Source organism: Exiguobacterium sp. AT1b (assembly GCF_000023045.1).
In the GTDB taxonomy this organism is placed as follows: Bacteria; Bacillota; Bacilli; order Exiguobacteriales; family Exiguobacteriaceae; genus Exiguobacterium.
Genome location: NC_012673.1, coordinates 2765373 through 2786859 on the forward strand (window position 1 = coordinate 2765373; position 21487 = coordinate 2786859).

The 21487-nt window shown below is 47.6% G+C and carries 23 protein-coding genes; 17 read left to right on the plus strand and 6 right to left on the minus strand.

Translation table 11 applies throughout. The features are described 5' to 3' along the window. Positions 1–8: 8 nt before the first annotated feature. On the plus strand, positions 9–1325 hold the full coding sequence (locus tag EAT1B_RS14305; protein ID WP_015881273.1) for a PhoH family protein: 1317 nt from the start codon (positions 9–11) through the stop codon (positions 1323–1325). 38 nt (positions 1326–1363) lie between these two features. Here EAT1B_RS14305 and EAT1B_RS14310 read toward each other — a convergent pair whose 3' ends face one another. Together EAT1B_RS14310 and EAT1B_RS14315 are read right to left on the minus strand one after the other, a co-directional pair. Further along, complete coding sequence (locus EAT1B_RS14310; protein ID WP_015881274.1) at positions 1364–2536, minus strand: multidrug efflux MFS transporter; 1173 nt, start codon at positions 2534–2536, stop codon at positions 1364–1366. Between the two features lie 124 nt (positions 2537–2660). Continuing rightward, a complete protein-coding gene (locus tag EAT1B_RS14315; protein ID WP_015881275.1) occupies positions 2661–3128 on the minus strand; it encodes a hypothetical protein in 468 nt (155 codons plus the stop codon). A gap of 172 nt (positions 3129–3300) precedes the next feature. On the opposite strand from EAT1B_RS14315, the gene EAT1B_RS14320 reads away from it, so the two are divergent. The 4 genes from EAT1B_RS14320 to EAT1B_RS14335 all read left to right on the plus strand — a co-directional run bounded on the left by EAT1B_RS14320 (position 3301) and on the right by EAT1B_RS14335 (position 9778). Further along, positions 3301–3579: a YlaN family protein gene (locus EAT1B_RS14320; RefSeq protein WP_015881276.1), complete on the plus strand. Its 279-nt coding sequence runs from the start codon at positions 3301–3303 to the stop codon at positions 3577–3579. 86 nt (positions 3580–3665) lie between these two features. Then, positions 3666–4901, plus strand: a complete 1236-nt coding sequence (locus EAT1B_RS14325) for an FtsW/RodA/SpoVE family cell cycle protein (RefSeq protein WP_015881277.1) — start codon at positions 3666–3668, stop codon at positions 4899–4901. A 36-nt stretch (positions 4902–4937) separates the two neighbouring features. Then, positions 4938–8372: a pyruvate carboxylase gene (locus EAT1B_RS14330; protein ID WP_015881278.1), complete on the plus strand. Its 3435-nt coding sequence runs from the start codon at positions 4938–4940 to the stop codon at positions 8370–8372. Positions 8373–8425: 53 nt separating this feature from the next. Then, complete coding sequence (locus tag EAT1B_RS14335; RefSeq protein ID WP_015881279.1) at positions 8426–9778, plus strand: deoxyribodipyrimidine photo-lyase; 1353 nt, start codon at positions 8426–8428, stop codon at positions 9776–9778. Between the two features lie 33 nt (positions 9779–9811). Here EAT1B_RS14335 and EAT1B_RS14340 read toward each other — a convergent pair whose 3' ends face one another. Next, on the minus strand, positions 9812–10717 hold the full coding sequence (locus EAT1B_RS14340) for a heme A synthase (RefSeq protein WP_015881280.1): 906 nt from the start codon (positions 10715–10717) through the stop codon (positions 9812–9814). Between the two features lie 333 nt (positions 10718–11050). On the opposite strand from EAT1B_RS14340, the gene cyoE reads away from it, so the two are divergent. The 9 genes from cyoE to EAT1B_RS14385 all read left to right on the plus strand — a co-directional run bounded on the left by cyoE (position 11051) and on the right by EAT1B_RS14385 (position 18375). Further along, positions 11051–11974 carry a heme o synthase gene (gene cyoE / locus EAT1B_RS14345; RefSeq protein WP_015881281.1) on the plus strand — a complete coding sequence of 308 codons (924 nt, stop codon included), beginning with the start codon at positions 11051–11053 and terminating at the stop codon, positions 11972–11974. Positions 11975–12071: 97 nt separating this feature from the next. Further along, positions 12072–13049 (plus strand): cytochrome c oxidase subunit II, encoded by a 978-nt coding sequence (coxB, locus tag EAT1B_RS14350; protein ID WP_041918164.1) that lies wholly within the window; start codon positions 12072–12074, stop codon positions 13047–13049. 38 nt (positions 13050–13087) lie between these two features. Continuing rightward, complete coding sequence (gene ctaD, locus EAT1B_RS14355; protein ID WP_031421541.1) at positions 13088–14956, plus strand: cytochrome c oxidase subunit I; 1869 nt, start codon at positions 13088–13090, stop codon at positions 14954–14956. Further along, positions 14957–15583, plus strand: a complete 627-nt coding sequence (locus EAT1B_RS14360) for a cytochrome (ubi)quinol oxidase subunit III (protein WP_015881284.1) — start codon at positions 14957–14959, stop codon at positions 15581–15583. 1 nt (position 15584) lies between these two features. Further along, positions 15585–15914 (plus strand): cytochrome C oxidase subunit IV family protein, encoded by a 330-nt coding sequence (locus tag EAT1B_RS14365; protein WP_031421543.1) that lies wholly within the window; start codon positions 15585–15587, stop codon positions 15912–15914. A gap of 134 nt (positions 15915–16048) precedes the next feature. Continuing rightward, positions 16049–16972, plus strand: coding sequence for a cytochrome c oxidase assembly protein (locus EAT1B_RS14370; protein ID WP_015881286.1), 924 nt, complete (start codon positions 16049–16051; stop codon positions 16970–16972). A gap of 24 nt (positions 16973–16996) precedes the next feature. Further along, positions 16997–17458: a DUF420 domain-containing protein gene (locus tag EAT1B_RS14375; RefSeq protein WP_015881287.1), complete on the plus strand. Its 462-nt coding sequence runs from the start codon at positions 16997–16999 to the stop codon at positions 17456–17458. Between the two features lie 21 nt (positions 17459–17479). Beyond that, the gene (locus EAT1B_RS14380; protein ID WP_015881288.1) at positions 17480–18094 is read left to right on the plus strand and encodes an SCO family protein; all 615 of its coding nucleotides are present in this window, start codon (positions 17480–17482) and stop codon (positions 18092–18094) included. A gap of 5 nt (positions 18095–18099) precedes the next feature. After that, the gene (locus tag EAT1B_RS14385; RefSeq protein ID WP_015881289.1) at positions 18100–18375 is read left to right on the plus strand and encodes a hypothetical protein; all 276 of its coding nucleotides are present in this window, start codon (positions 18100–18102) and stop codon (positions 18373–18375) included. 55 nt (positions 18376–18430) lie between these two features. On the opposite strand, the gene EAT1B_RS14390 is transcribed toward EAT1B_RS14385, so the two are convergent. From EAT1B_RS14390 to EAT1B_RS14400, 3 genes are all read right to left on the minus strand, one after another. Continuing rightward, positions 18431–18784 carry a hypothetical protein gene (locus EAT1B_RS14390; protein ID WP_015881290.1) on the minus strand — a complete coding sequence of 118 codons (354 nt, stop codon included), beginning with the start codon at positions 18782–18784 and terminating at the stop codon, positions 18431–18433. A 42-nt stretch (positions 18785–18826) separates the two neighbouring features. Then, positions 18827–19189 carry a YugN family protein gene (locus EAT1B_RS14395; protein ID WP_015881291.1) on the minus strand — a complete coding sequence of 121 codons (363 nt, stop codon included), beginning with the start codon at positions 19187–19189 and terminating at the stop codon, positions 18827–18829. 104 nt (positions 19190–19293) lie between these two features. Then, a complete protein-coding gene (locus EAT1B_RS14400) occupies positions 19294–20049 on the minus strand; it encodes a RimK family alpha-L-glutamate ligase (protein ID WP_041918165.1) in 756 nt (251 codons plus the stop codon). A 132-nt stretch (positions 20050–20181) separates the two neighbouring features. Between EAT1B_RS14400 and EAT1B_RS14405 the strand changes: the two genes are divergently transcribed. Genes EAT1B_RS14405 through rsmD form a run of 3 tightly spaced genes read left to right on the plus strand, consistent with a single transcriptional unit; the run spans position 20182 to position 21485 of the window. Next, positions 20182–20631, plus strand: coding sequence for a YlbF family regulator (locus EAT1B_RS14405; RefSeq protein ID WP_015881293.1), 450 nt, complete (start codon positions 20182–20184; stop codon positions 20629–20631). Further along, positions 20615–20869: a YlbG family protein gene (locus EAT1B_RS14410; protein WP_143406649.1), complete on the plus strand. Its 255-nt coding sequence runs from the start codon at positions 20615–20617 to the stop codon at positions 20867–20869. Before EAT1B_RS14405 ends, EAT1B_RS14410 begins: the two co-directional genes overlap by 17 nt. A 52-nt stretch (positions 20870–20921) precedes the next feature. Next, complete coding sequence (rsmD, locus tag EAT1B_RS14415) at positions 20922–21485, plus strand: 16S rRNA (guanine(966)-N(2))-methyltransferase RsmD (protein WP_015881295.1); 564 nt, start codon at positions 20922–20924, stop codon at positions 21483–21485. Positions 21486–21487 lie beyond the last annotated feature (2 nt).

The window sequence follows — 21487 nt, forward strand, 5'->3', positions numbered from 1 at the left end:
CAAAGTCTATGAAAAAAACGTATGTACTCGATACGAACGTACTCCTACATGATCCGCTATCCTTATTTCAATTTGAAGAACACGACGTGGTCATTCCAGCCATCGTCCTAGAAGAGTTAGATGGAAAGAAACGAAACATGGATGAGGTCGGGCGGAACGCCCGTGAAACGTCACGTGTCCTCGACCAGCTCCGGACATCGGGAAAACTCCATGACGGGGTCCCGCTTGAAAACGGAGGACGTCTGTTTGTCGAAATCGGTCATGAACACCAGGTCGATATTCCGTTCGATGTCATGACAAACGATAACCGTATCCTACTCGTTGCCTTAAAGTTAATGAAACAATACGAGCATGACGCAGGTCGAAAGGTCGTCGTCGTCTCAAAAGATATATTGGTCCGTGTCAAAGCGGACGCCATTGGAATTGATGCAGAAGACTATCTGACAGATCATATCGTTGATACGACGGACTTATACGCCGGCTATCGAGAGATTGAAGTCGATCAGTCGCTCATCGATGAATTTTATAAAGTTCGTCAATTGCCGACGACGGCCTTGACGAAACAAGTGCTATATCCGAATTCATTCGTCGTCTTGAAAAGTAATGTGTCGAAAGCGAGTGCGCTTGCTGTGGTCGATTCGCTTCAACCGATTTTACGACCGCTGGCACTCGATGCAGATCATATTTGGGGAATTCATCCGCGAAACGTTCAACAGCGGATGGCCCTCGACCTGTTGCTTCGAGATGACATTCCGTTTGTCACCTTACTTGGGAAAGCCGGTACCGGGAAGACGCTCCTTGCCCTAGCAGCAGGGCTCTCGCTCGTCGAGGATGAACAGCGTTACAATAAGCTCGTCGTCGCTCGTCCGGTCGTGCCGATGGGGAATGATATCGGTTATTTGCCAGGGGAGATGGAAGAGAAGCTTCGCCCATGGATGCAACCGATTTATGATAACCTAGAATTTTTATTCAATGCGAATTCAAAAGACGAGCTCGGCAATATTCTAGCCGGTATGAAATCGATTCAGCTCGAGGCACTCACCTATATTCGAGGTAGAAGTATGCCGGACCAGTTCATCATCATCGATGAGGCGCAGAACTTAACGAAGCATGAAATCAAAACGATTCTTACTCGCGTTGGAGAGAACTCGAAAATCGTTCTCGTCGGTGACCCGTATCAGATCGACCATCCGTATTTGGATGAATACTCGAACGGCTTGACGTACGCGGTGGAACGCTTCAAAGGACAAAACGTCTTCGGACACGTGCAACTCGTGAAAGGGGAACGTTCATCCCTTGCACGATTGGCGGCTGATTTACTATAAGCGATATACACAAATAACGCCGAGCTTCGTGCTCGGCGTTATTTTGTATCGAGTTGTAACGACTGGACGTTCGTCCGTTCTAAAAAGGCATTCGAGATCATAATCAATCCCGTGATGATGAACAGGGCAGAAAATCCGAAGTGTGCCACGATTTGGGATCCAAATAGCGGTCCGAGTAGATTCCCCATGAACTGAGCGGACTGATTGTATGAAAAGATGCGCCCCGTCGCAGAGACCGGCGTATGCTGGCGCAGTAGCGATTGAACGGACGGCATCAAGGCGGCCGTTGCGAACCCGATTCCGAAACGCAACAAGATGAGTTGAGTCGTTGAGGTAACGAATGCTTGCGGAATCAAGAAGAGGCTATAGAGGAGCAGTGCCCAAAACAAGATGCGCTCTGCTCCGTGTCTGTCCGATAACCGTCCGAGACACTGCGCCGAAACGAGAGCGGCCAGTCCCGGAGCAGAGGCGACAATCCCTGCCATGAAGGCGAGCGCGGTAGTGTTCGGATTCAATTCACGTACGTATAACGTCAAGAGTGGTCCGATGGATTGTGTCGAGAACTGAATGAGGAACGTTGTCACAAACAGACCGACAATCAACTGTGGATGTCGCAGTGAGGCAAAAATCGATTTCATCGACGCGAGTTCTTCGCGTTTCACTGGGACAAAATCTTCTTTTACGAACCAAAGCGTGATGAGGAACGTCAGGAAGAGTGCACTTCCGGTAAAGAGAAAAACGGATCGAAGCCCAATCCAGTCTGCGAGCAGTCCGCCGATGAGGGGACCGAGTAGACCACCAGTGATTCCACCGGTTGACAGGGTACCGAGCGCCCAGCCACTTTTCTCTTTTGGTGTTTGAGATGCGACCAACGTGATGCCGGCTGAAATAAATCCAGACACGGCTCCCATGAGTAAACGCAACCCGACGAGTTGATATACGTCTTGGACGAAGCTGATGAGGAACATGACGATGGCCATCCCGAGACTGGCTCGGATGAGCATCAGCTTTCTTCCTTTTCGGTCAGCCAAGCGTCCCCACATCGGAGAGACGATGGCGGCCACGAGGAACGTGGCGCCGAACGCGATCGCAGACCAAGTGACGACGTGGTCCGGATCCTTTACCCCGAGTTGTTCGATGAACAATGGGAGGAATGGAAGGACGAGACTCATCGACGCGGCGGTCAAGAAGCTACCGATCCAAACAACCATTAAATTTCGTTTCCATAGAGGTATCGTAAGCGTCACGACCTTTCTTATTCAATTTGTAGTCAACACTCTATATACTACACTTTGTGAACTAAAAAGTCCAAAAAAAGAGAAGGTGTGACCCTTCTCATTGATTGCTTAATACGGTGATATGATTGACTTGGCGAATGACCTGATCCTCATACAATACATAGACAGGTCCGTCAGTAAGTACTTTTCCGTCTTTTGAAAATTGTAAATATACGCGCGATGCCTCGCTGAGCGATAGAGTCAATATGGTCTCCCCGTAAAAACGGACATGTGTCGCGAGCTCAATCGGTTCGGCATTGTTTAAAAAAGGCGCGAGCGGCATGGCGAACGAGTCGCGTAATGCTGCATCCTTGTCTTGTCGAGACATCGGTTTGTTGTGGTCGATTCGAGTTCCTTGTGACAATCCGTCATCCCATGCTTTCCCCATTTTCGCATAGTATGCCTCACGGTCATTCTCCGTCACCGAGTCCAAATCTTCAATCTTTCGTTTTCGTTCGTCAAAAATCCATACGGTCGGGTCAATCGTCAGACTGTGGCGAACCGCTCCATCAAGTGGAAAAATCATGCTTATATCCCCCTTCATACACATTACACGTTTCATTATAGCGCTCTTTCTCGTAAAATGGAAAAGAGGAAGAATGTCGCGTTCATTCATACTGTACATTGAATTATGATGAAAGATAATGTACAGTTGAGTTATGACAAACAGTCTGTCATCGTACGGAGGAGGGGTCGTAGTGGCGACAAATTTGGCTGCAATCCAACGGGAGCAAGCGCTTCAATTACTCGAGGCGGATGCTGAAAAAATCCGTTGTCTGATTGAAGTGCAGTTAGAAAACCTAAAAATGCCGAAGTGCCCGCTTTATGAAGAGGTGCTTGATACACATATGTTTGGACTATCGCGCCAAATTGATTTTGCGGTTCGTCTTGGACTCATTTCAGACATTGAAGGTAAAGGACTGCTCGATTCATTGGAACAAAAGTTATCTGCCTTGGCAGAAGCTTCAGAATTATGAACCTTATACTCAAACTGTGCAAGTGGCGCTGTTTGAGTATTTTTTTATAAGGGTTGTCGGATTGTTTTACATAAGGAAGTGAATACATGAAAACACGGTTTCGGTATTTTGATTTTGCGTTGTTTTTGTCAGTGCTCTTGCTCGTCGGGCTAAGCTCCATCATGATTTATAGTGCGAGCGTTTGGAATCGTGGGGATTACGCAAATAGTAGTCTATTCTATCGCCAGCTCGTTTACGTTGGAATCGGAATCTTTGTCTATTTGATCGCGACGTTGTTCCGATATGAGATGTTTCGGAAAAAAGGCATTCGCCTCGGTCTTTATGCGCTCTCTGTCATCTTGCTGTTTGTCACGTGGGCGATGCCGCCATTGAACGGGGCCCGGGCTTGGCTCATCATCGGCGGAATGACCATTCAACCGGTCGAGATTGCCAAATTTGTCCTCATCATACTGCTTGCGAACTACTACCATGAACTATGGAATAATGAGTTGAAAGGACTCCCGGGTCGACTAGCGCGGGCCGCTATCACGAAAAAAGGGTTGCGCGCTCAAATCGGCGCCTTCTTCTTAGTACCGGTTCTCTTTTACTTCTCGTTCTACGCCATCGCAATCAATGGACAGCCGGATATGGGTGGGTTATTCGTTCTCGGTTCCATCATGTTGCTCATGTGGTTCGGTGTCGGGGCGCCGCTTCGAATTTTGATTCCGGGGATTTTAGCTGGGATGGGTACTGTATTCGTATTGTTCACGACCATCTTCTCGGAGAATCAACGAAGTCGGATTGAGGTCGTGTTCAACCCGTTCATGGACCCGGAAGGATATGGACACCAATTGCTCATGTCGATCATCTCGATCGTACATGGTGGATTGACCGGAGTCGGACTCGGGAACAGTTTTCAAAAGTATGGGTATTTGCCAGAACCAGAAACCGACTATATCATGTCGATCATTGCGGAGGAGTTAGGGTTCTTCGGTGTATTGACGGTTTTAGTCCTACTCTTCTTCATCGCCTTTCGCGCGATTCATATCGCCAATCATGCGGATAGTCACTTTGCGATGTTCGTGTCGTTTGGGATTGCCTCACAAATTATGATCCAGACGGCCATCAATATCGGTGCGATGTCCGGTTGGTTCCCAGGGACAGGTGTAACCTTGCCACTGGTCAGTTATGGGGGAACATCTCTCATCATGATGATGGGTGTTCTCGGGGTGCTCAGCAGTATCTCGATGCGTAACCGTCATCGAGAGGCGACACGACGAGAAGAAATTCGGGTGAAGTCAGAAGAAAACGTTCAACGTTCATCGCTTCACGTCGTCAGGTAAGGAAACAAACAAACTTCATTAACGGGGGGATTTCATTTGAAACCAATTAAAAAGTTACTTGTTGCAAACCGTGGGGAAATTGCCATTCGCGTATTTCGCGCGGCGACAGAGTTAGACATTCGAACGGTAGCCGTCTATTCACAAGAAGATAGCGGCTCATTACATCGCTTTAAAGCCGATGAGGCCTACTTGATCGGTGTAGACAAAAAACCGATCGATGCGTACCTCGATATTGAAGACGTCATTCGCATCGCTAAGGAGTCAGGCAGTGATGCGATTCACCCGGGATATGGTTTCCTTTCGGAGAACATTGAACTCGCACGACGTTGCCGTGAAGAGGGCATTATCTTTGTCGGACCGCATGAGTCACATTTACATGCGTTCGGGGATAAGGTACGAGCACGTCAGAGTGCGATTGCTGCGGGTCTTCCTGTCATTCCGGGTTCGGATGGGCCGCTCACATCATATGAAGACGCGGAAGCATTTGCGAACGAGCACGGATTCCCGCTCATGGTCAAAGCGTCGATGGGTGGCGGAGGCCGCGGAATGCGTGTCATTCGAACAGAAGCGGAAATGAAAGATTTGATTGAACGTGCAAAATCAGAAGCGAAGCAGGCGTTCGGTTCTGACGAAGTGTACATAGAAAAACTCGTCGAACGTCCGAAACACATCGAGGTGCAGATTCTTGGAGATGAGCACGGTCACATCATCCACTTGTTCGAACGTGACTGTTCGGTTCAACGCCGTCACCAAAAAGTCGTCGAAGTGGCGCCGTGTGTGACCTTGTCTGATGCATCACGCCAAGCGATTTGTGATGCGGCGGTCCAACTCATGCGTCACGTCGGCTACGTCAACGCCGGTACGGTCGAGTTCTTGGTGACCGAGGACGAGTCGTTCTACTTCATCGAGGTCAACCCACGTATTCAAGTGGAACATACGATCACAGAGATGGTCACAGGCTTTGATATCGTTCAAACACAATTGATGATTGCGCAAGGTGAGTCGCTCCACGGCGATATGATTCAAATGCCGAAGCAAGAAGACATTAAACTTCTCGGTTATGCGATTCAATCACGTGTTACGTCTGAAGACCCAGGCAACAACTTCATGCCGGATACTGGGAAAATCATGGCTTACCGTTCTCCAGGCGGCTTTGGTGTCCGACTTGACGGTGGAAATGCGTATGTCGGTGCAGAGATTTCACCGTACTACGATTCACTTCTCGTGAAATTGTCCACACATGGCATGACATTCGAACAAGCGGCCTCGAAGATGGTTCGAAACTTGAACGAGTTCCGGATTCGCGGAATCAAGACGAACATTCCGTTCTTGATTAACGTCATGAAGCACCCGAACTTTATCAATGGAGATTACAACACGTCATTCATCGATGAGACGCCAGAACTGTTCGTCTTCCCGAAACGAAAAGACCGTGGGACGAAACTGTTGAACTATATCGGGGACGTGACAGTGAATGGATTCCCGGGTGTCGGTCTGAAAGACAAGCCGATCAGCCGTTCGGTGCGAATCCCACATGACCTCCCAGCAGAAGCGAAGCCAGGGACGAAACAAATTCTTACAGAGCTTGGACCGGACGGCCTCGCCGATTGGATCAAACGTCAACCGGAATTGTTGTTGACGGATACGACGATGCGAGATGCCCATCAATCGTTGCTCGCGACGCGCATGCGGACACAGGACATTTTGAACATTGCCGAACCGACAAGCAAACTCATGCCAGAATTGTTCTCGGTCGAGGCGTGGGGCGGAGCGACGTTCGACGTCGCCTACCGCTTCTTATCCGAAGACCCATGGGTACGTCTCATGAAGCTTCGTGAGAAGATGCCGAACGTCTTGATTCAAATGTTGCTACGCGGTGCGAATGCGGTCGGATACAAAAACTATGCAGACAACGTCATTGAGAAATTCGTACACGAAGCGGCATATGCCGGAGTCGACGTGTTCCGAATCTTTGACAGTCTCAACAACTTAGAATCGATTCAGTTGGCAATCGATGCGACACTTCCGACTGGGAAAGTGGCGGAGGCGGCCATCTGTTATACGGGAGACTTGTACGATGGCAACCGTCCGAAGTACCACCTTCCGTATTATATCGACCTTGCGAAGAAACTTGAGGCGAGTGGTGCGCATATCTTGGCAATCAAAGATATGGCCGGTCTATTGAAGCCGGAATCGGCCTATGCACTCGTATCGGCATTGAAAGACGCCGTGGACTTACCAATTCACTTGCATACACACGATGCTTCCGGTAACGGGATCTTCACCTATGCTCGTGCGACAGATGCCGGTGTCGATATCGTTGACGTTGCGGCGAGCTCGATGTCAGGGATGACGTCACAGCCTTCAGGTGGAAGTTTGGTCTACGCGCTCAACCACCACGAACGTCAGCCGAAGGTCGACCCGAAACAATATGAGATCATCAGTGACTACTGGCAAGACGTGCGTCATAACTATGAACCGTTTGAAAGTGATATGCGTGCCCCGCATCCATCCGTGTATGAGCACGAGATGCCGGGTGGACAATATTCAAACCTCCAACAGCAGGCGAAAGCGGTCGGGCTTGGAGACCGTTGGGGCGAAGTCAAGGCGATGTATGCCCGAGTGAACATGTTGTTTGGGGACATTGTCAAGGTGACGCCGTCATCTAAAGTTGTCGGTGATATGGCGCTCTTCATGGTCCAGCATAACTTGACGGAAGAAGATGTGATGACGCGCGGACACCAGTTGGACTTCCCGGACTCGGTCGTCGAAATGATGCGTGGTGAATTGGGGACGCCTCCAGGTGGATTCCCGAAAGATGTACAACAAGTCATCTTGAAAGGGGAAGAGCCATTAAACGTTCGTCCTGGTAAATTGATCAAGCCATATGACTTTGAATCGGCACGCCAAGAACTATTCGAGAAATTCGAGCGACCGGTGACGGACTTTGAACTTCTTGCCCATGCGCTTTATCCGAAAGTGTACGAAGACTATATCAAACATACAACGACCTACGGGGATGTATCGGTGCTCGACACGTTGACGTTCTTCTACGGATTAAACGTGGGGGAGACAATCCAAGTTGAAATCGAGACAGGAAAAACATTAATCATCAAGCTCGTACAAGTGAGTGCGGCGAATGAAGATGGCATCCGTCTCGTCTCGTATGAGATGAACGGGGTACCACGTGAAATCGAGATTAAAGATGTCAATGTCAAATCGGCAACGACAAGCCGTCCGAAAGTCGATCGTTCGAACGCCAAACAAGTCGGTGCATCGATGCCGGGGTCTGTCTTGAAAGTATTGGTCGAACCAGGAAGTCGTGTTCACCGTGGGGAGCAGTTGCTCGTCACAGAAGCGATGAAGATGGAAACGACAATTCAAGCGGCACAAGATGGTGAGATTAAGGCCATCCATATTAAAGAAGGCGACACAATACAAAGTGACGACTTGTTGATTGAATTTGTATAATCAAAAGAAGCATAGCGCGCTATGCTTCTTTTTTGTAGATGGGAGTGGAGATCATGAGACGAATATGTTGGTTCCGTTCAGATTTTAGACTGACCGATAATCATATGTTACACCGTGTATTGAAAGATATGGAGGAAGGCGATGACCTAGACTTCGTCTTTTGGTTGAATCCGAAATACTGTCACCCATTCGAAGTGCGGCATGACTATTTCTTCTCGACGATGCGAACGTTCATGGATGATTTAGAAGCGAAAGGGTTAGGGCTTCGTGTCCTCGTCGCGGAGACGGAGGATGCGTTCGTGAAACAGCTCGGCGAGATGGATGTGCTCTATTTTAATGCGGAGTATGTGGAACCGTTCAAACAGCGGGATGACCGTGTGATTGAAGCACTTAGTGAAGATGTAAAGGTAGTGCGACTTTTAGATCGGCATCTGTTTCATCCCGATGCGTTCCGTACAAAAAGTGGCGATCCCTATAAGGTGTTCACCCCGTTCAAAAAAGCGGCGTATGCCGAACAGCCACCTGCACCATATGAGGTTGATGTCAATCGTTTATCTCAGTACATCCGTTCAAAGAATGAACAACCGAGTGAACTGAAAGAGCTCTTCAAGCGATGTAAACGTGAATGGAAAGGGCTAGGGGAAACGGAAGCGAAGAAGCGATTGACCCGCTTCGTCAATGACCGCATGGTCGATTATGACGAGAAGCGTGACATTCCGAGCATCGCCGGGACGAGTCGACTATCTCCTTATTTACGGACAGGTGTGTTGTCGATTCGCACCATCACCGAACAAGTGTTGTCGGCGAGGCAATCAAAAGGGCGCGACACGTATTACGATGAGCTGTTGTGGCGCGAATTTTATTACATGGTCATGGCAAAGTTCCACGGATTGAAAGATCAACCGTTCAATGATAAATACAAGTCGATTGAATGGGAGGACAATGAAGAGCAGTTCGAAAAGTGGTGTAACGGGGAAACCGGGTATCCAATCGTCGACGCGGCGATGCGTCAGTTGAACGAGACCGGGTGGATGCACAACCGCCTACGCATGATTGTCGCATCTTTCCTATCGAAACATCTCCTTCTCGATTGGCGAAAAGGAGAACGATATTTCGAACAAAAGCTGATCGATTATGAGGCAGCGTCGAATATCGGGGGATGGCAATGGGCGGCCTCTGTCGGGACGGACGCTGTTCCATATTTCCGTATTTTCAATCCGACGACGCAATCCGAACGATTTGACCCTGACGGAACGTTCATCCGGAAGTATGTGCCGGAGCTGAAACATGTATCAGATAAATCGATTCACTTTCCAGACCCGTCAGAGCGAGACGACTATGCCATGCCACTCGTCGATCATAAAGAAGCGAGAGAGCGTGCGCTCGAACGATTTAAAGCATTGTAAACTAAAAAAGCGCCGCGGCGCTTTTTTGTTTGGTTATCCGTTCATATTTTTCAATTGTGCCCCGTCTTGTCGCGCTGTCGACCGGTACGCGTGATAAGAGAGGTATGACAGGATACCGAAGTAACAAGTGATCAAGAAGGCGTGAAGGAGCGGAACGTAAGTCGCGTGTCCCCCAAGGACGATCCATGCACCTGTACCGACTTGAAGCAGGATGAAGAAGAGAGACGCCATCATGCCGCGCTCAATCAATCGATTCATTTCTTTACGTGCCAAGTAGAGAACATACAACGTGTACAAGACGAGTAGCCCGGCCATCACACGGTGTCCCATCTGTACATACGACTCAAACGTCCACACTTCTTGTTCACATATCGGCCAACCGACACAAGCATATGTAGCACCGAGGTGACGGACATAAGCTCCGGTGTAGACGACAATCATCGTATAGATCGAGAGACCGTAAAGATGAGATCTCAACCGTCTCGATACGACTTGATGCTCTCGGTCACCTTCGAATAACAGAATCGTCAAAATGAGTAACGATGCGAACGACACGAGAGAAATGCCGAAATGAAGGGCCAGGATGGCGTCCGACTGTTGCCAAATGACCGCGCCCGCTCCAATGATCGATTGGATGAGCATAAAGATAAATGCGAGAAACGCGAAGATTTTCACATCGACCCGATGTTTGACCGCGATGAACGTCCAAATGGCGAGCGCAATGATGAGAAGACCTTCGATTCCGGAGACTACCCGGTGACTGTATTCGATCATCGTTTCAACGCTTGGGTTGGTTGGGATTAATTTTCCATGACAGAGTGGCCAGTCCGTCCCACAACCATCTCCTGAATCCGTCTTCGTCACGGTTCCACCCATGATGAGGACAAGCATCATCCCGAGGGTGACAAACCCTGAGAAAAACGCGAGTTTTTTATGCATGCAATACCACCTGCTTCTAATCAAAATCCGTTAAAAATGTACCTTGTTTATTTATATTTTTTTCGCCATACTTATTATACGGCTTTCTGTTCAAAAAACGAAATGGAAAAGCTTGCAATCGTTATCAAAAACGTTATTCTAATATTAGTAAAGCACATAAGGTGTGACAAATATCACACTATTGACACAAAAAACTCGCTATTTTACAAGCATAAAGGGCGTATTTTATAAAAAAATATGGTATCTTTGTAGAGAGTTAAGTGTATTTTGTTCATATTGTGTTTTTTCTGTGAAGAGAATGCGAGGATTTCGTGATTATGTGGGGGGGTCAGTATGACAAAAGTCAACCCAGGGATGATGGTAGATGTAGAGTATACAGAATCAACGTCATTCCGAGATTACGTCGCCTTAGCGAAAATGGGAATCGTTCGCGCCAACCTGTTGTTGGTGTTTGCAGGATTCTTCGTGGCAGCGACGTACCAGAGCGATACGCCAGTCCTTTACTTGTTTGAAGTTTGGCCACAGCTCTTATTAACGATGTTAGGAAGCGCACTCGTGATTTCGGGGAGTTGTTACCTAAACAACTTTGTGGACCGAGATATCGATTACTTAATGGATCGTACGGACAATCGACCGAGTGTAACCGGCAAGATTTCAGGAGAGAAGATTCTACTCCTTGGATTGACACAACTTGCAATCGGAACACTTCTTTTGCTCCTTGTATCGTACGTCGCCGCAGTATTCGGTTTAATCGGGGCATTTTTTTATGTCGTGATTTATACGATGTGGCTGAAGCGTACGAGTACGCTCAATACGGTCGTCGGTAGTATTTCAGGAGCCGTTCCACCGCTCATCGGTTGGGCAGCACTCGATCCGACACTTCATATCGATGCGTGGCTCATGTTCCTTGTCATGTTCTTATGGCAACCACCACACTTTCTGGCGCTCGCCATGCGACGGACGGAAGAGTATCGAGCGGCAGGCATTCCGATGCTTCCGGTCGTGAACGGATTTGCCATCACGAAACGGCAAATCATCTGGTGGATTGCGACGCTGATTCCGGCATCGCTCTTATTTATGCACTATGGTCTTGTTTACTTGACAGTCGCAGCCGGTTTAGGGGGCTACTGGTTGTATCTCGGATTGAAAGGATTCAACGCCGAGGATGAAATTAAGTGGGCAAACAAAATGTTCTTCTATTCATTAATTTATTTAGTCGTGTGGATTATCGCGCTGATTTTGACAGCACTCTGGTGATCGCACTCACTATATAGAAAACCATTACACATCATTTTGGGAGAAAGTGGGGATTGTTGTGAAATCATTTAAGAAGCTTCTGTTTGGCATCGTCCCGATGATGATGTTCGCAGTCCTGTTATCAGGTTGCGGTCAAGAGGGATTGTCTGCATTGAAGCCGATGGGAGAAGGGGCTGAGCTTCAGCTCCGCATCATTCTCATCAGTTTGGCGATCATGCTCTTCGTACTCATCATCGTCTCGGTCATTTACGTGTACGTGCTCATGAAGTTCCGTCGGAAAGATGAATCGATTCCGAAGCAAGTTGAAGGTAGCAGTACACTCGAGATGATTTGGACAGTCGTTCCGATTATCCTTCTCATCATTCTCGCTGTTCCGACAATCACGACGACTGTCGAACTCGCGAAAGCGAAAGAAGCGAAAAAAGAAGAAGAAATCAACGTTACAGCTAACTTGTACTGGTGGGAATTTGAATATCCAGAAGCAGGTGTTGTGACAGGGCAAGAACTCGTCATTCCGGTCGGAAAACGAGTCGGCATCAACTTGACGTCTAAAGATGTCATTCACTCATTCTGGGTACCAGCTTTATCTGGTAAGACAGATACGAACCCAGGACTTGATAACGAAATGTGGTTACATGCAAATGAACCAGGTACTTACTACGGGAAATGTGCTGAGCTTTGCGGTCCGTCACATGCCCTTATGGACTTTAAAGTCATCGCGCTCGAGCAAGAAGAATATGATCAATGGCTCGCTGACATGAAAGCCAAGCAAGACGAGAACGGTGAGAAACTCGTCGCAGACAACACGAACTTGACGACAGGTGAGCAAGTGTATGTCGAAAGCTGCTTGAGCTGTCACGGCGGCGGTAAAGTGGCACCAAGTTTAACGAACTTCGGTGATCGTGAATGGCTCGCAGGTTACCTCGAAAACAACGAGGACAACTTGAAAGAGTGGATTCGTGACCCGCAAGAGAAGAAACAAGGGGCTCTTATGCCAGGATTCAATGAAGGTCAAATCAGCAACGAAGAATTAGATGCACTCGTTGACTTCTTGTATGAGCAGAAGATTGACTAACGGGAAAAGGGGGATTTCACGTGGCACAGACCACTGCAATGCAGCAATCGCGTAAATACAATGGCATCATGGATTGGATTACGACGGTTGACCACAAAAAAATCGGTATTTTGTATTTGTTCTCAGGAATCTTCTTCCTCCTTCTCGGTGGAATTGAAGCATTACTGATTCGTTGGCAACTCGTCAAACCAATGAACGACTTCGTCAGCGGTGAGACGTTTAACCAGTTGATTACGATGCACGGAACGACGATGATCTTCCTTGCGGCCATGCCGATGTTATTCGGTTTCATGAACGCCGTCGTACCACTTCAAATCGGGGCACGCGACGTTGCGTTCCCATTCATTAACTCATTAGGTTTTTGGTTGTTCTTCTTCGGTGGAGTCATGCTTAACTTGAGCTGGTTCTTCGGAGCAGCACCAAACGCAGGGTGGACGGCTTACGCTCCACTTTCAACACAACCGGAAGCGACAGGGGTAGACTTCTACGCTCTCGGTCTTCAGATTTCAGGTTTCGGTTCATTGATGGCCGGGATTAACTTCCTCGTCACCATCTTGAACATGCGTGCGCCAGGAATGAAACTCATGCGTATGCCACTCTTCACATGGACGACTTTCGTTGCATCGGCATTGATCGTCTTCGCCTTCCCACCACTTACGGTCGGATTGTTCATGTTGATGTTCGAGCGACTCTTCGGAGCTGCTTATTTTGACCCGGCACTTGGCGGGAACGTTGTTATCTGGGAACACCTTTTCTGGATCTTCGGTCACCCGGAGGTATACATCTTGATCTTACCGGCATTCGGTATTTTCTCGGAAATCATTCCGACATTTGCGCGTAAACGCCTCTTCGGTTACACGACGATGGTCTTTGCGACAATGCTCATCGGTTTCCTTGGATTCATGGTTTGGGTTCACCACATGTTCACAGTCGGTCTTGGTCCGGTTGCCAACTCGATCTTCGCTGTTGCAACGATGGCGATTGCCGTACCAACGGGTGTTAAAATCTTTAACTGGCTCTTCACACTGTGGGGCGGTCAAATTAAATTCAACGTCGCCATGCTTTACTCAGTCGCGTTCATTCCTTCATTCCTCGTAGGTGGGATGACAGGGGTTATGCTCTCAGTCGCACCGGCTGACTATCAGTACCACGACAGCTACTTCGTTGTCGCTCACTTCCACTATGTAATCGTAGGTGGGGTTGTATACGGTCTCTTCGCAGGACTTTACTACTGGTTCCCACTCATGTTCGGAAAAGCCCTTTCTGAAAAGCTTGGCTACTGGCAGTTCTGGTTGTTCTTTATCGGGTTCCACTTGACGTTCTTCCCGCAACATTTCCTCGGATTGTTCGGTATGCCACGTCGAGTCTTCACATACCTCGATGGTCAAGGTTGGGATACACTCAACATGCTCTCGACAATCGGGGCATTCTTCATGGGTGTGTCAACGATTGTCTTGCTCGTCGCTGTTGTGAAAGCTTTCTTGTCGAAAGACCGCGTCAAACCAGACCACTGGGGAGATGGACGTACGCTTGAGTGGACACTTCCTGTTCCGACTCCAGAGTACAACTTTGCACAAACACCACTCGTCAAAGGACTTGATACGTTCTGGCTCGAGAAAATGGCTGGCAACAAACGCGTGTCAGTCGCTGAAGAAGTTTCGGACATCCACATGCCGAACAACTCGCTCATTCCGTTCTTCATGTCACTCGGCCTCTTTATCGCAGGACTCGGTGCCATCTTCCAGATGGATAACACGGTCGTCGGTTGGTCATTGATTGGATTTGGATTAGCGATGACGTTCGTCTCGATGTTCCTACGTTCTTGGATTGACGATCACGGCTACTACATTCCGAAGTCACAAGTCGAAGCAGACTTGAAAGCGATTCGTGAGAAAGGAGAACAATAAATGGCACATGCAGTTGAAAAACACCCAGTGACCGGTATCCCGGCCAATCCAGAGAAAGCAACACTGGAAGGGAAAAATAAATATGTGGCCTTCTGGTTCTTCCTTGGTGGAGAGACAGTCCTCTTCGCCTCGCTCTTTGGAACATACGTTGGTCTCTTGAACTCTGGTGCGCCAGAGGAATTACGTTCGTATAACATTTTCGAAATGGAGCTCGTCTTCATCATGACGATGCTCCTCCTCACAAGTTCACTTACAAGTGTCCTTGCGATGATGAACATGAAGGCAAACAATCCAGGGCGTATGAAGCTTTGGTTGATTGTCACGCTCCTTCTTGGTGCCGGCTTCCTTGGTGCTGAGATTTACGAGTTCATTCACTACTACCACATCGGTCACACGTTCACGTCGAGCGCATTCGGTTCAGCCTTCTATACGTTAGTTGGTTTCCACGGTGCGCACGTAACGTTCGGTCTCCTTTGGATTACGACACTCTTGATTCGTAACTGGAACCGTCCGATCGATGTATACAATGCACCAAAGTTCTATGTATCGAGTCTATATTGGCACTTTATCGACGTTGTTTGGGTCTTCATCTTCTCAATCGTCTACCTCTTAGGGATGGTGAACTAATATGGAAAAACGAGTAATGAACGAATCTCACAAGCAGTTAGAGCTTGAAGTAAAAGCAGAGTCGAAACGTGAGTATCAGCTTCAATTGATCAGTTTCGCAATGATGATTTTACTCACATTCGTGGCATTCGGCGCCGTCTATGCGGAATTGATGCCAGTGTGGGCAGCAGGTGGTTTCTTAATCATCTTGGCGGTCATCCAAGTCTTCCTACAGTTATATATCTTCATGCATATGAATAACCGTGGGAACACGTGGATCGTTGGTATGATGTGGCTAGGCATCTTTGTCGCCATCATCACGGTCGCTGCACTCCGCTTACTCATTTGGTAATTGTGACAAAGGATTGAACATCTGTGGAAACACGGATGATTCGGTCCTTTTTCCTTTACTTCAAAAATGAATGAATAGTAATCTTGAAGTGAACGGTTTCAAAGGTTAGGGAGAGAAAGAAAAGGGGTGAACGGATGCTCTGGAATACGTCGGAGCTGCTCAATCAATTTGATTGGCTCACGTTATGGAGTCCGCTGTTCGGATTGCTCATGGTCGGGATTTATGTGTTATACGCCGTCGTGACAGAGAGAATGGCGAAGCGAGGATATGCCTCGACCACGTTATTACAAAAGTTTAGTATGTTGTTTGCGATTGTCTTGTATTACATCGGTTTTGGAAGTCCGATCGATGTCATGGCACATATCATTTTATCGGTGCATATGTTCCAAATGGTGCTCGTCTATATTTTGGCACCGGCACTCGTCGTTTACGGTCTACCGTACTGGGTGTTTGAAAAAGTACTTAGCTTCAAATGGATTGGGCCGACGTTCAAGTTTTTGACGAAGCCACTGATTGCGCTCATTTTATTCAACGCATTGTTCTCGATTTACCATATGCCAGTCGTATTCGACTACGTCTTGACGAATTATGGCGTTCACCGTATTTTCCACGGTGCCCTTGTCCTCTTTAGTTTGACGATGTGGTATCCGGTCATCGTTCCACTCGTCTCAGACGAAGAGGAAGGCATGTCCGATTTGAAACGAATGGTGTACATTATCGCCAACGGGGTCTTATTGACGCCTGCCTGTGCGCTCATCATCTTCAGTCAAACGACGCTCTATAATGCGTACACGGACCCGCAGACGTTTGCGACAGTCCTTGGCTACTGTCTCCCGAACGGTGACGTTTCTGGAATTGATTTAGAGGCGTTGATGGGAGCGACGAACAGCGCGCTCGAAGATCAACGTTTCGGTGGGGTTCTCATGAAGCTCGGTCAAGAGATCGTGTACGGCTTCTTCTTCGGCTGGACGTTCTTCGGCTGGGTGCGTCGGACGAAATCGCTTGCTCTTGATGAAGGCATGTCATTCACTCCGCAAGAAACAAATGAAAAAAATTAAACAGAACATAAAGGGGAAACATTGATGAACTATCTTGCCTTAATTAGTGTGTCATTCATCGTCATCAGTGCGATTCTTGTCGCCATCGGATGGGTGATTATCGCAAAAGACCGCAGCAACATCGAAAAACATAAAAAGGTGATGACGGCCGCCGCGATTGCAGCGACGACGTTCTTCATCCTTTACGTCTCACGTACCATTTTTGTCGGCAACACGGCATTCGGAGGACCGGATTCAGTGAAGCCGTTCTATCTCGGTTTTATGATTTTCCATATTCTTCTCGCGACAACAGGTGGTATCCTCGGATTGATTACGCTCTATCTCGGTTATAAAAACAAAATCGAGAAACACCGGAAAATCGGACCGAAAGCGTCAGTCGTCTGGTTCTTCACGGCCATTACGGGTGTGACGGTTTACATTCTTCTCTATGTGGCATATGACCCGGGTGAAACGACGAACGTATTCCGCGCGATAATCGGAGGATGATCCATAGAGAGGGAGAGCTGTATGAAACGGAATAGCTATTTGACGGTCGGTTTGACCGTCTTGACGCTTGTCGTCATCGGAGTAGCCGTGTATTTTGTTTTCTTCAATCAAGACGACCTACCCGTCATTCAAGAGCCAACCCCGTTCACATTGACGAACGCATTAAATGAAGAGACCTATGATTCCGATAACGGGAAAGTGAAGATCGTGACGTTCTTCTATACGAACTGTCCAGATATTTGTCCGCTCACGTTACGTGATTTCATGAAGCTCGAAAAAGAATTGAAAAAAGAGAACTTATACGGATCGGACGTAGAACTCGTTGCGATCACGGTTGACCCGGAGGTGGATACCGTGCCCGTTCTGAAAAATTACGGGGAAGCATTCCAAGCGGAGCCGACTGGATGGAAGATGTTGACGGGAGACCAGGTAGACATCGATCGGATCACGCGCCAGCTACAGTTCTATTATTCGAAGGCGAACAGCGGACTCGTGACGCATGCGACGACGATGTACGTCATCGACCGCCATCATGATGTCCGGGCTGTCGCGCAGATGGCAACGGCAGGGGATGAACCGGTCGATATCGAATCTATCATGGAGGACGTTAAAGTGCTCGCGAATGAAAAGGAGTGATCACCATGAACGATACGATGGCTGTGATTGGGAATGACTATTCATACGGAGACGTGACGATTGCGGAACGGGCGATTGAAGATTTGATCGCGTGTAGTGCAATCGAATTCGGCTTGAAAGAAGTGAAAGTCGTCTCTCGCTCGAAAGACCACTATGATTATCAAATCATTGCACCATTATCACTCGTCGAGGCAGAGCGATTGTATCGCTATGTTCGAGACCAATTCGATTTATTGCTCGGTCAAGTCGATGTGACGTTGACCGTCATTGCGACTAACTGATTAAAGCCCACGGAAGCGAATCTGCTTCGGTGGGCTTTGTTTTCATTCGTACTTTTTAGTGAGCTTGATACAAGATTAAAATTTTATTCTTAAGTGGGTCATGAAAAAGTTCTGCAAAGAAGCAATACCCATCTTGAAAGTCATCTAGGTCTGCTTCATTGGAAAGTACGATGTGTGTCCTGAATGACTCGTTCCATTGAGTTCGGATATCACTGATTGCTTGAGGCTCTAATAGATCTCTATCTTTCATTCGATAAGTTGAGATATAAAGAGTCTGGATTGATTCAGAACAAATCATTTGTTCCAATTCATGAATTGAATCAGGAAGATGAATCATTTTTAACTGGATGCGTGATGCTCCGATGCATAAGCGGTTACTCTCTTTTTCAAGATAGATTGAATTCTTCAAGGCTGTGAACCTCCGATATAGCCCAAAAAGAAACCCCTTCGCTTATGCAAGGGGTTTGACTTCTAATGTTTCTGCGAGTGCTTTTAGACGGCGCTCACAGTCGCGGACGATTTCTTCTGGGAAGACTTCATCGTATTCAACACCGTGTGGATAATAATGCTTTCCTAAAATCGGTGTAAGCATTTTTACAACAGCGTGACGATCTTCGATTTGACCTTCGATCGCGTATACAGGTAAGCGAAGATAGAATGTTTCGCCAGTCGATTGTTTCTCATATTTCATGTCATACGTGGCACGCTCGTAATCCCAAGCACCTTCACGGATGAAATGATGATGATCCATGATCGTCTCGAGCAAACCAAAACGGATTTCTTTTCCCTCGATGTGGAACTGCTCAAATTTCATCATAATCCCCCTTTTCGAATAAACCTCATATGTCATCATACCATATTCAAAAACGTTCTTGGAATAACGTGTGTTCAAATTGTGAAAAAAAGATGAACGATTAATCAGCCGAGTGTATTTAAGTATTCCTCGATTTTTTGCGGGAGCTTCACGCCGAGCGGTAGCAATCCTTCCGACCCGAAAAAGACGTTGAATTCCAAAATGTAAAATCCATCTTCTGTCACGATGACGTCAAACGCTGCGTGATTGATGGATAACGTATTCGCAATCGATTGAACTTCTTGGACGACGTCTTCCGGGATGTCTTCGTACGAGAAGTGGGCTCCTTGAGCGACGTTGTTTAAAAAGGCCTCACTGACACGCCAATAGGCACCGACGACTTCTTCTCCAATCACGATGACGCGTAAGTCACGATCGTTCGGGATGAACTCTTGGACATAGAACGTATCATGATTCTCGACATATTCTAACCAGTCTTGGTCATTTTTGATTAACCATACCCCTTGACCCATTGAGGATTTGGCTTTTTTGGCGACGAACGGGTAGTGGAACTCTTCTAACACGCGTTCAATCGTGTATGGGTTTTTTCCATAAATCAATGTCTTCGGAATCCGGTGCGGATATGTCGCCTTGAAGGCGCGCGTCATCTCGATCTTGTCGTGCCCGAGGTGATAAGTCGCTGGTGATGGGAAAATCGCTTTATTCATCCCGTAGATGATGGAATTGACCATCCAATACTCAGGGAACAGGACGAGGTCGGCAGCGCGAACCTTGTCGAGCTGATCGAAATAATATTCGGGTTTCGCATAATCCGTCTTGATCCCGGCCGATCGGATCATATTAAAAGAAACTTTTTTCATACGTAGACGCATCGGTTGCGTCTGTTCACTTCCTTTCTACATGGAACGCCTTGCGGTCAACTTCAATTATAGTGTGGATTGCTTACATAGGGAAACAATTGTGGTAAAATCATGGCAGAAAGGGTGAGGGGTATGATAATCACTGAACAGACGATTGCCCTGCTCGATCAAACAGAAGAATTGACCGATTTGATTGAAGCAAGCGAATCGTTTCAAACATATATTCAAACGAAAGCGGCACGTCTCGCATCACAAGAAGCAAAAGAGATCGAGCGTGAGTTTTTGAAGATGAAAGAGGACTATGAGTATGTCCAGCGATTCGGAAAGCATCATCCGGACCACGACCGTATCAAAAAAGAGATGCATCTCATCAAACGTCGTCTCGACGTTCAGCCGGAAATCGCTGCGTTCAAAAAAGCGGAACGAAGCTTGGATAAGTTGTTAGGGGAAGTGAGTGAACTACTCGCTCATTCAGTCTCTCCTAAAATCAAGGTCCCGACCGGTAATCCATTCTTTGATGAAGGTGGATGTTCTGGTGGAGGTAGCTGCGGAGGAGGCGGAAGTTGTGGATGCGCCGTCTAAGTTGAATGAACGGATTGGTTTTGTCGTATATGTGAATTCCTTGAAACAAGTGAAAGCGTTAAGACGTTATGCGAATCTTTACTTTGTCTCAAAACGAGAGAAGTATGCGTTTCTTTATACTGACCTCGAAGGTCATGAAGCCGTACTCGAACAAGTGAAAGCATTGCCGTTCGTGGAAGCGGTCGTACGAAGCGAGCGTCCATTCATTTCCGAAACGTACGAGACAAAATCGAAATAAACAAAAAGATGAAGGTGGCATCACCTTCATCTTTTCTGCTGGAGGGAAAGACATGCGTGTCATATCTGGAGAACGAAAAGGGACCCGCTTGAAGGCGGTCCCGGGAACGGCGACACGGCCGACAACCGATAAAGTGAAGGAATCGTTATTCAACATCATCGGACCTTATTTTTCAGGCGGGAAAGCACTAGACCTGTACGCGGGCAGTGGTGGGCTCGGAATCGAGGCGTTATCACGAGGTTGTGACGAAGCTATTTTTGTCGATCGTCAACCGAAAGCCGTCCAAACGATTCAAGAGAATTTACGAGCGACCCATTATGAAGTGAAAGGGAAAGTATATCGTCAAGACGCCAAGGCGGTACTCGAACAGCTCAAGGTTCAACAGGAACAATTTAAACTCATCTTTATGGATCCTCCATATCATGCGGAAGAACATGTGACGTTCTTACAAATGATCGATGAGTCGAATCTCTTGATTGATATCGGCGTAGTCGTCTGTGAACACGGCAGCGACGTGACGTTACCGGAACGAGTAGGACGATTTGAACGAATTAAAGAACAGCGATACTCAGATGTCATCACCATCAGTTTCTATGAGTACGCATCGGAGGAGTGACA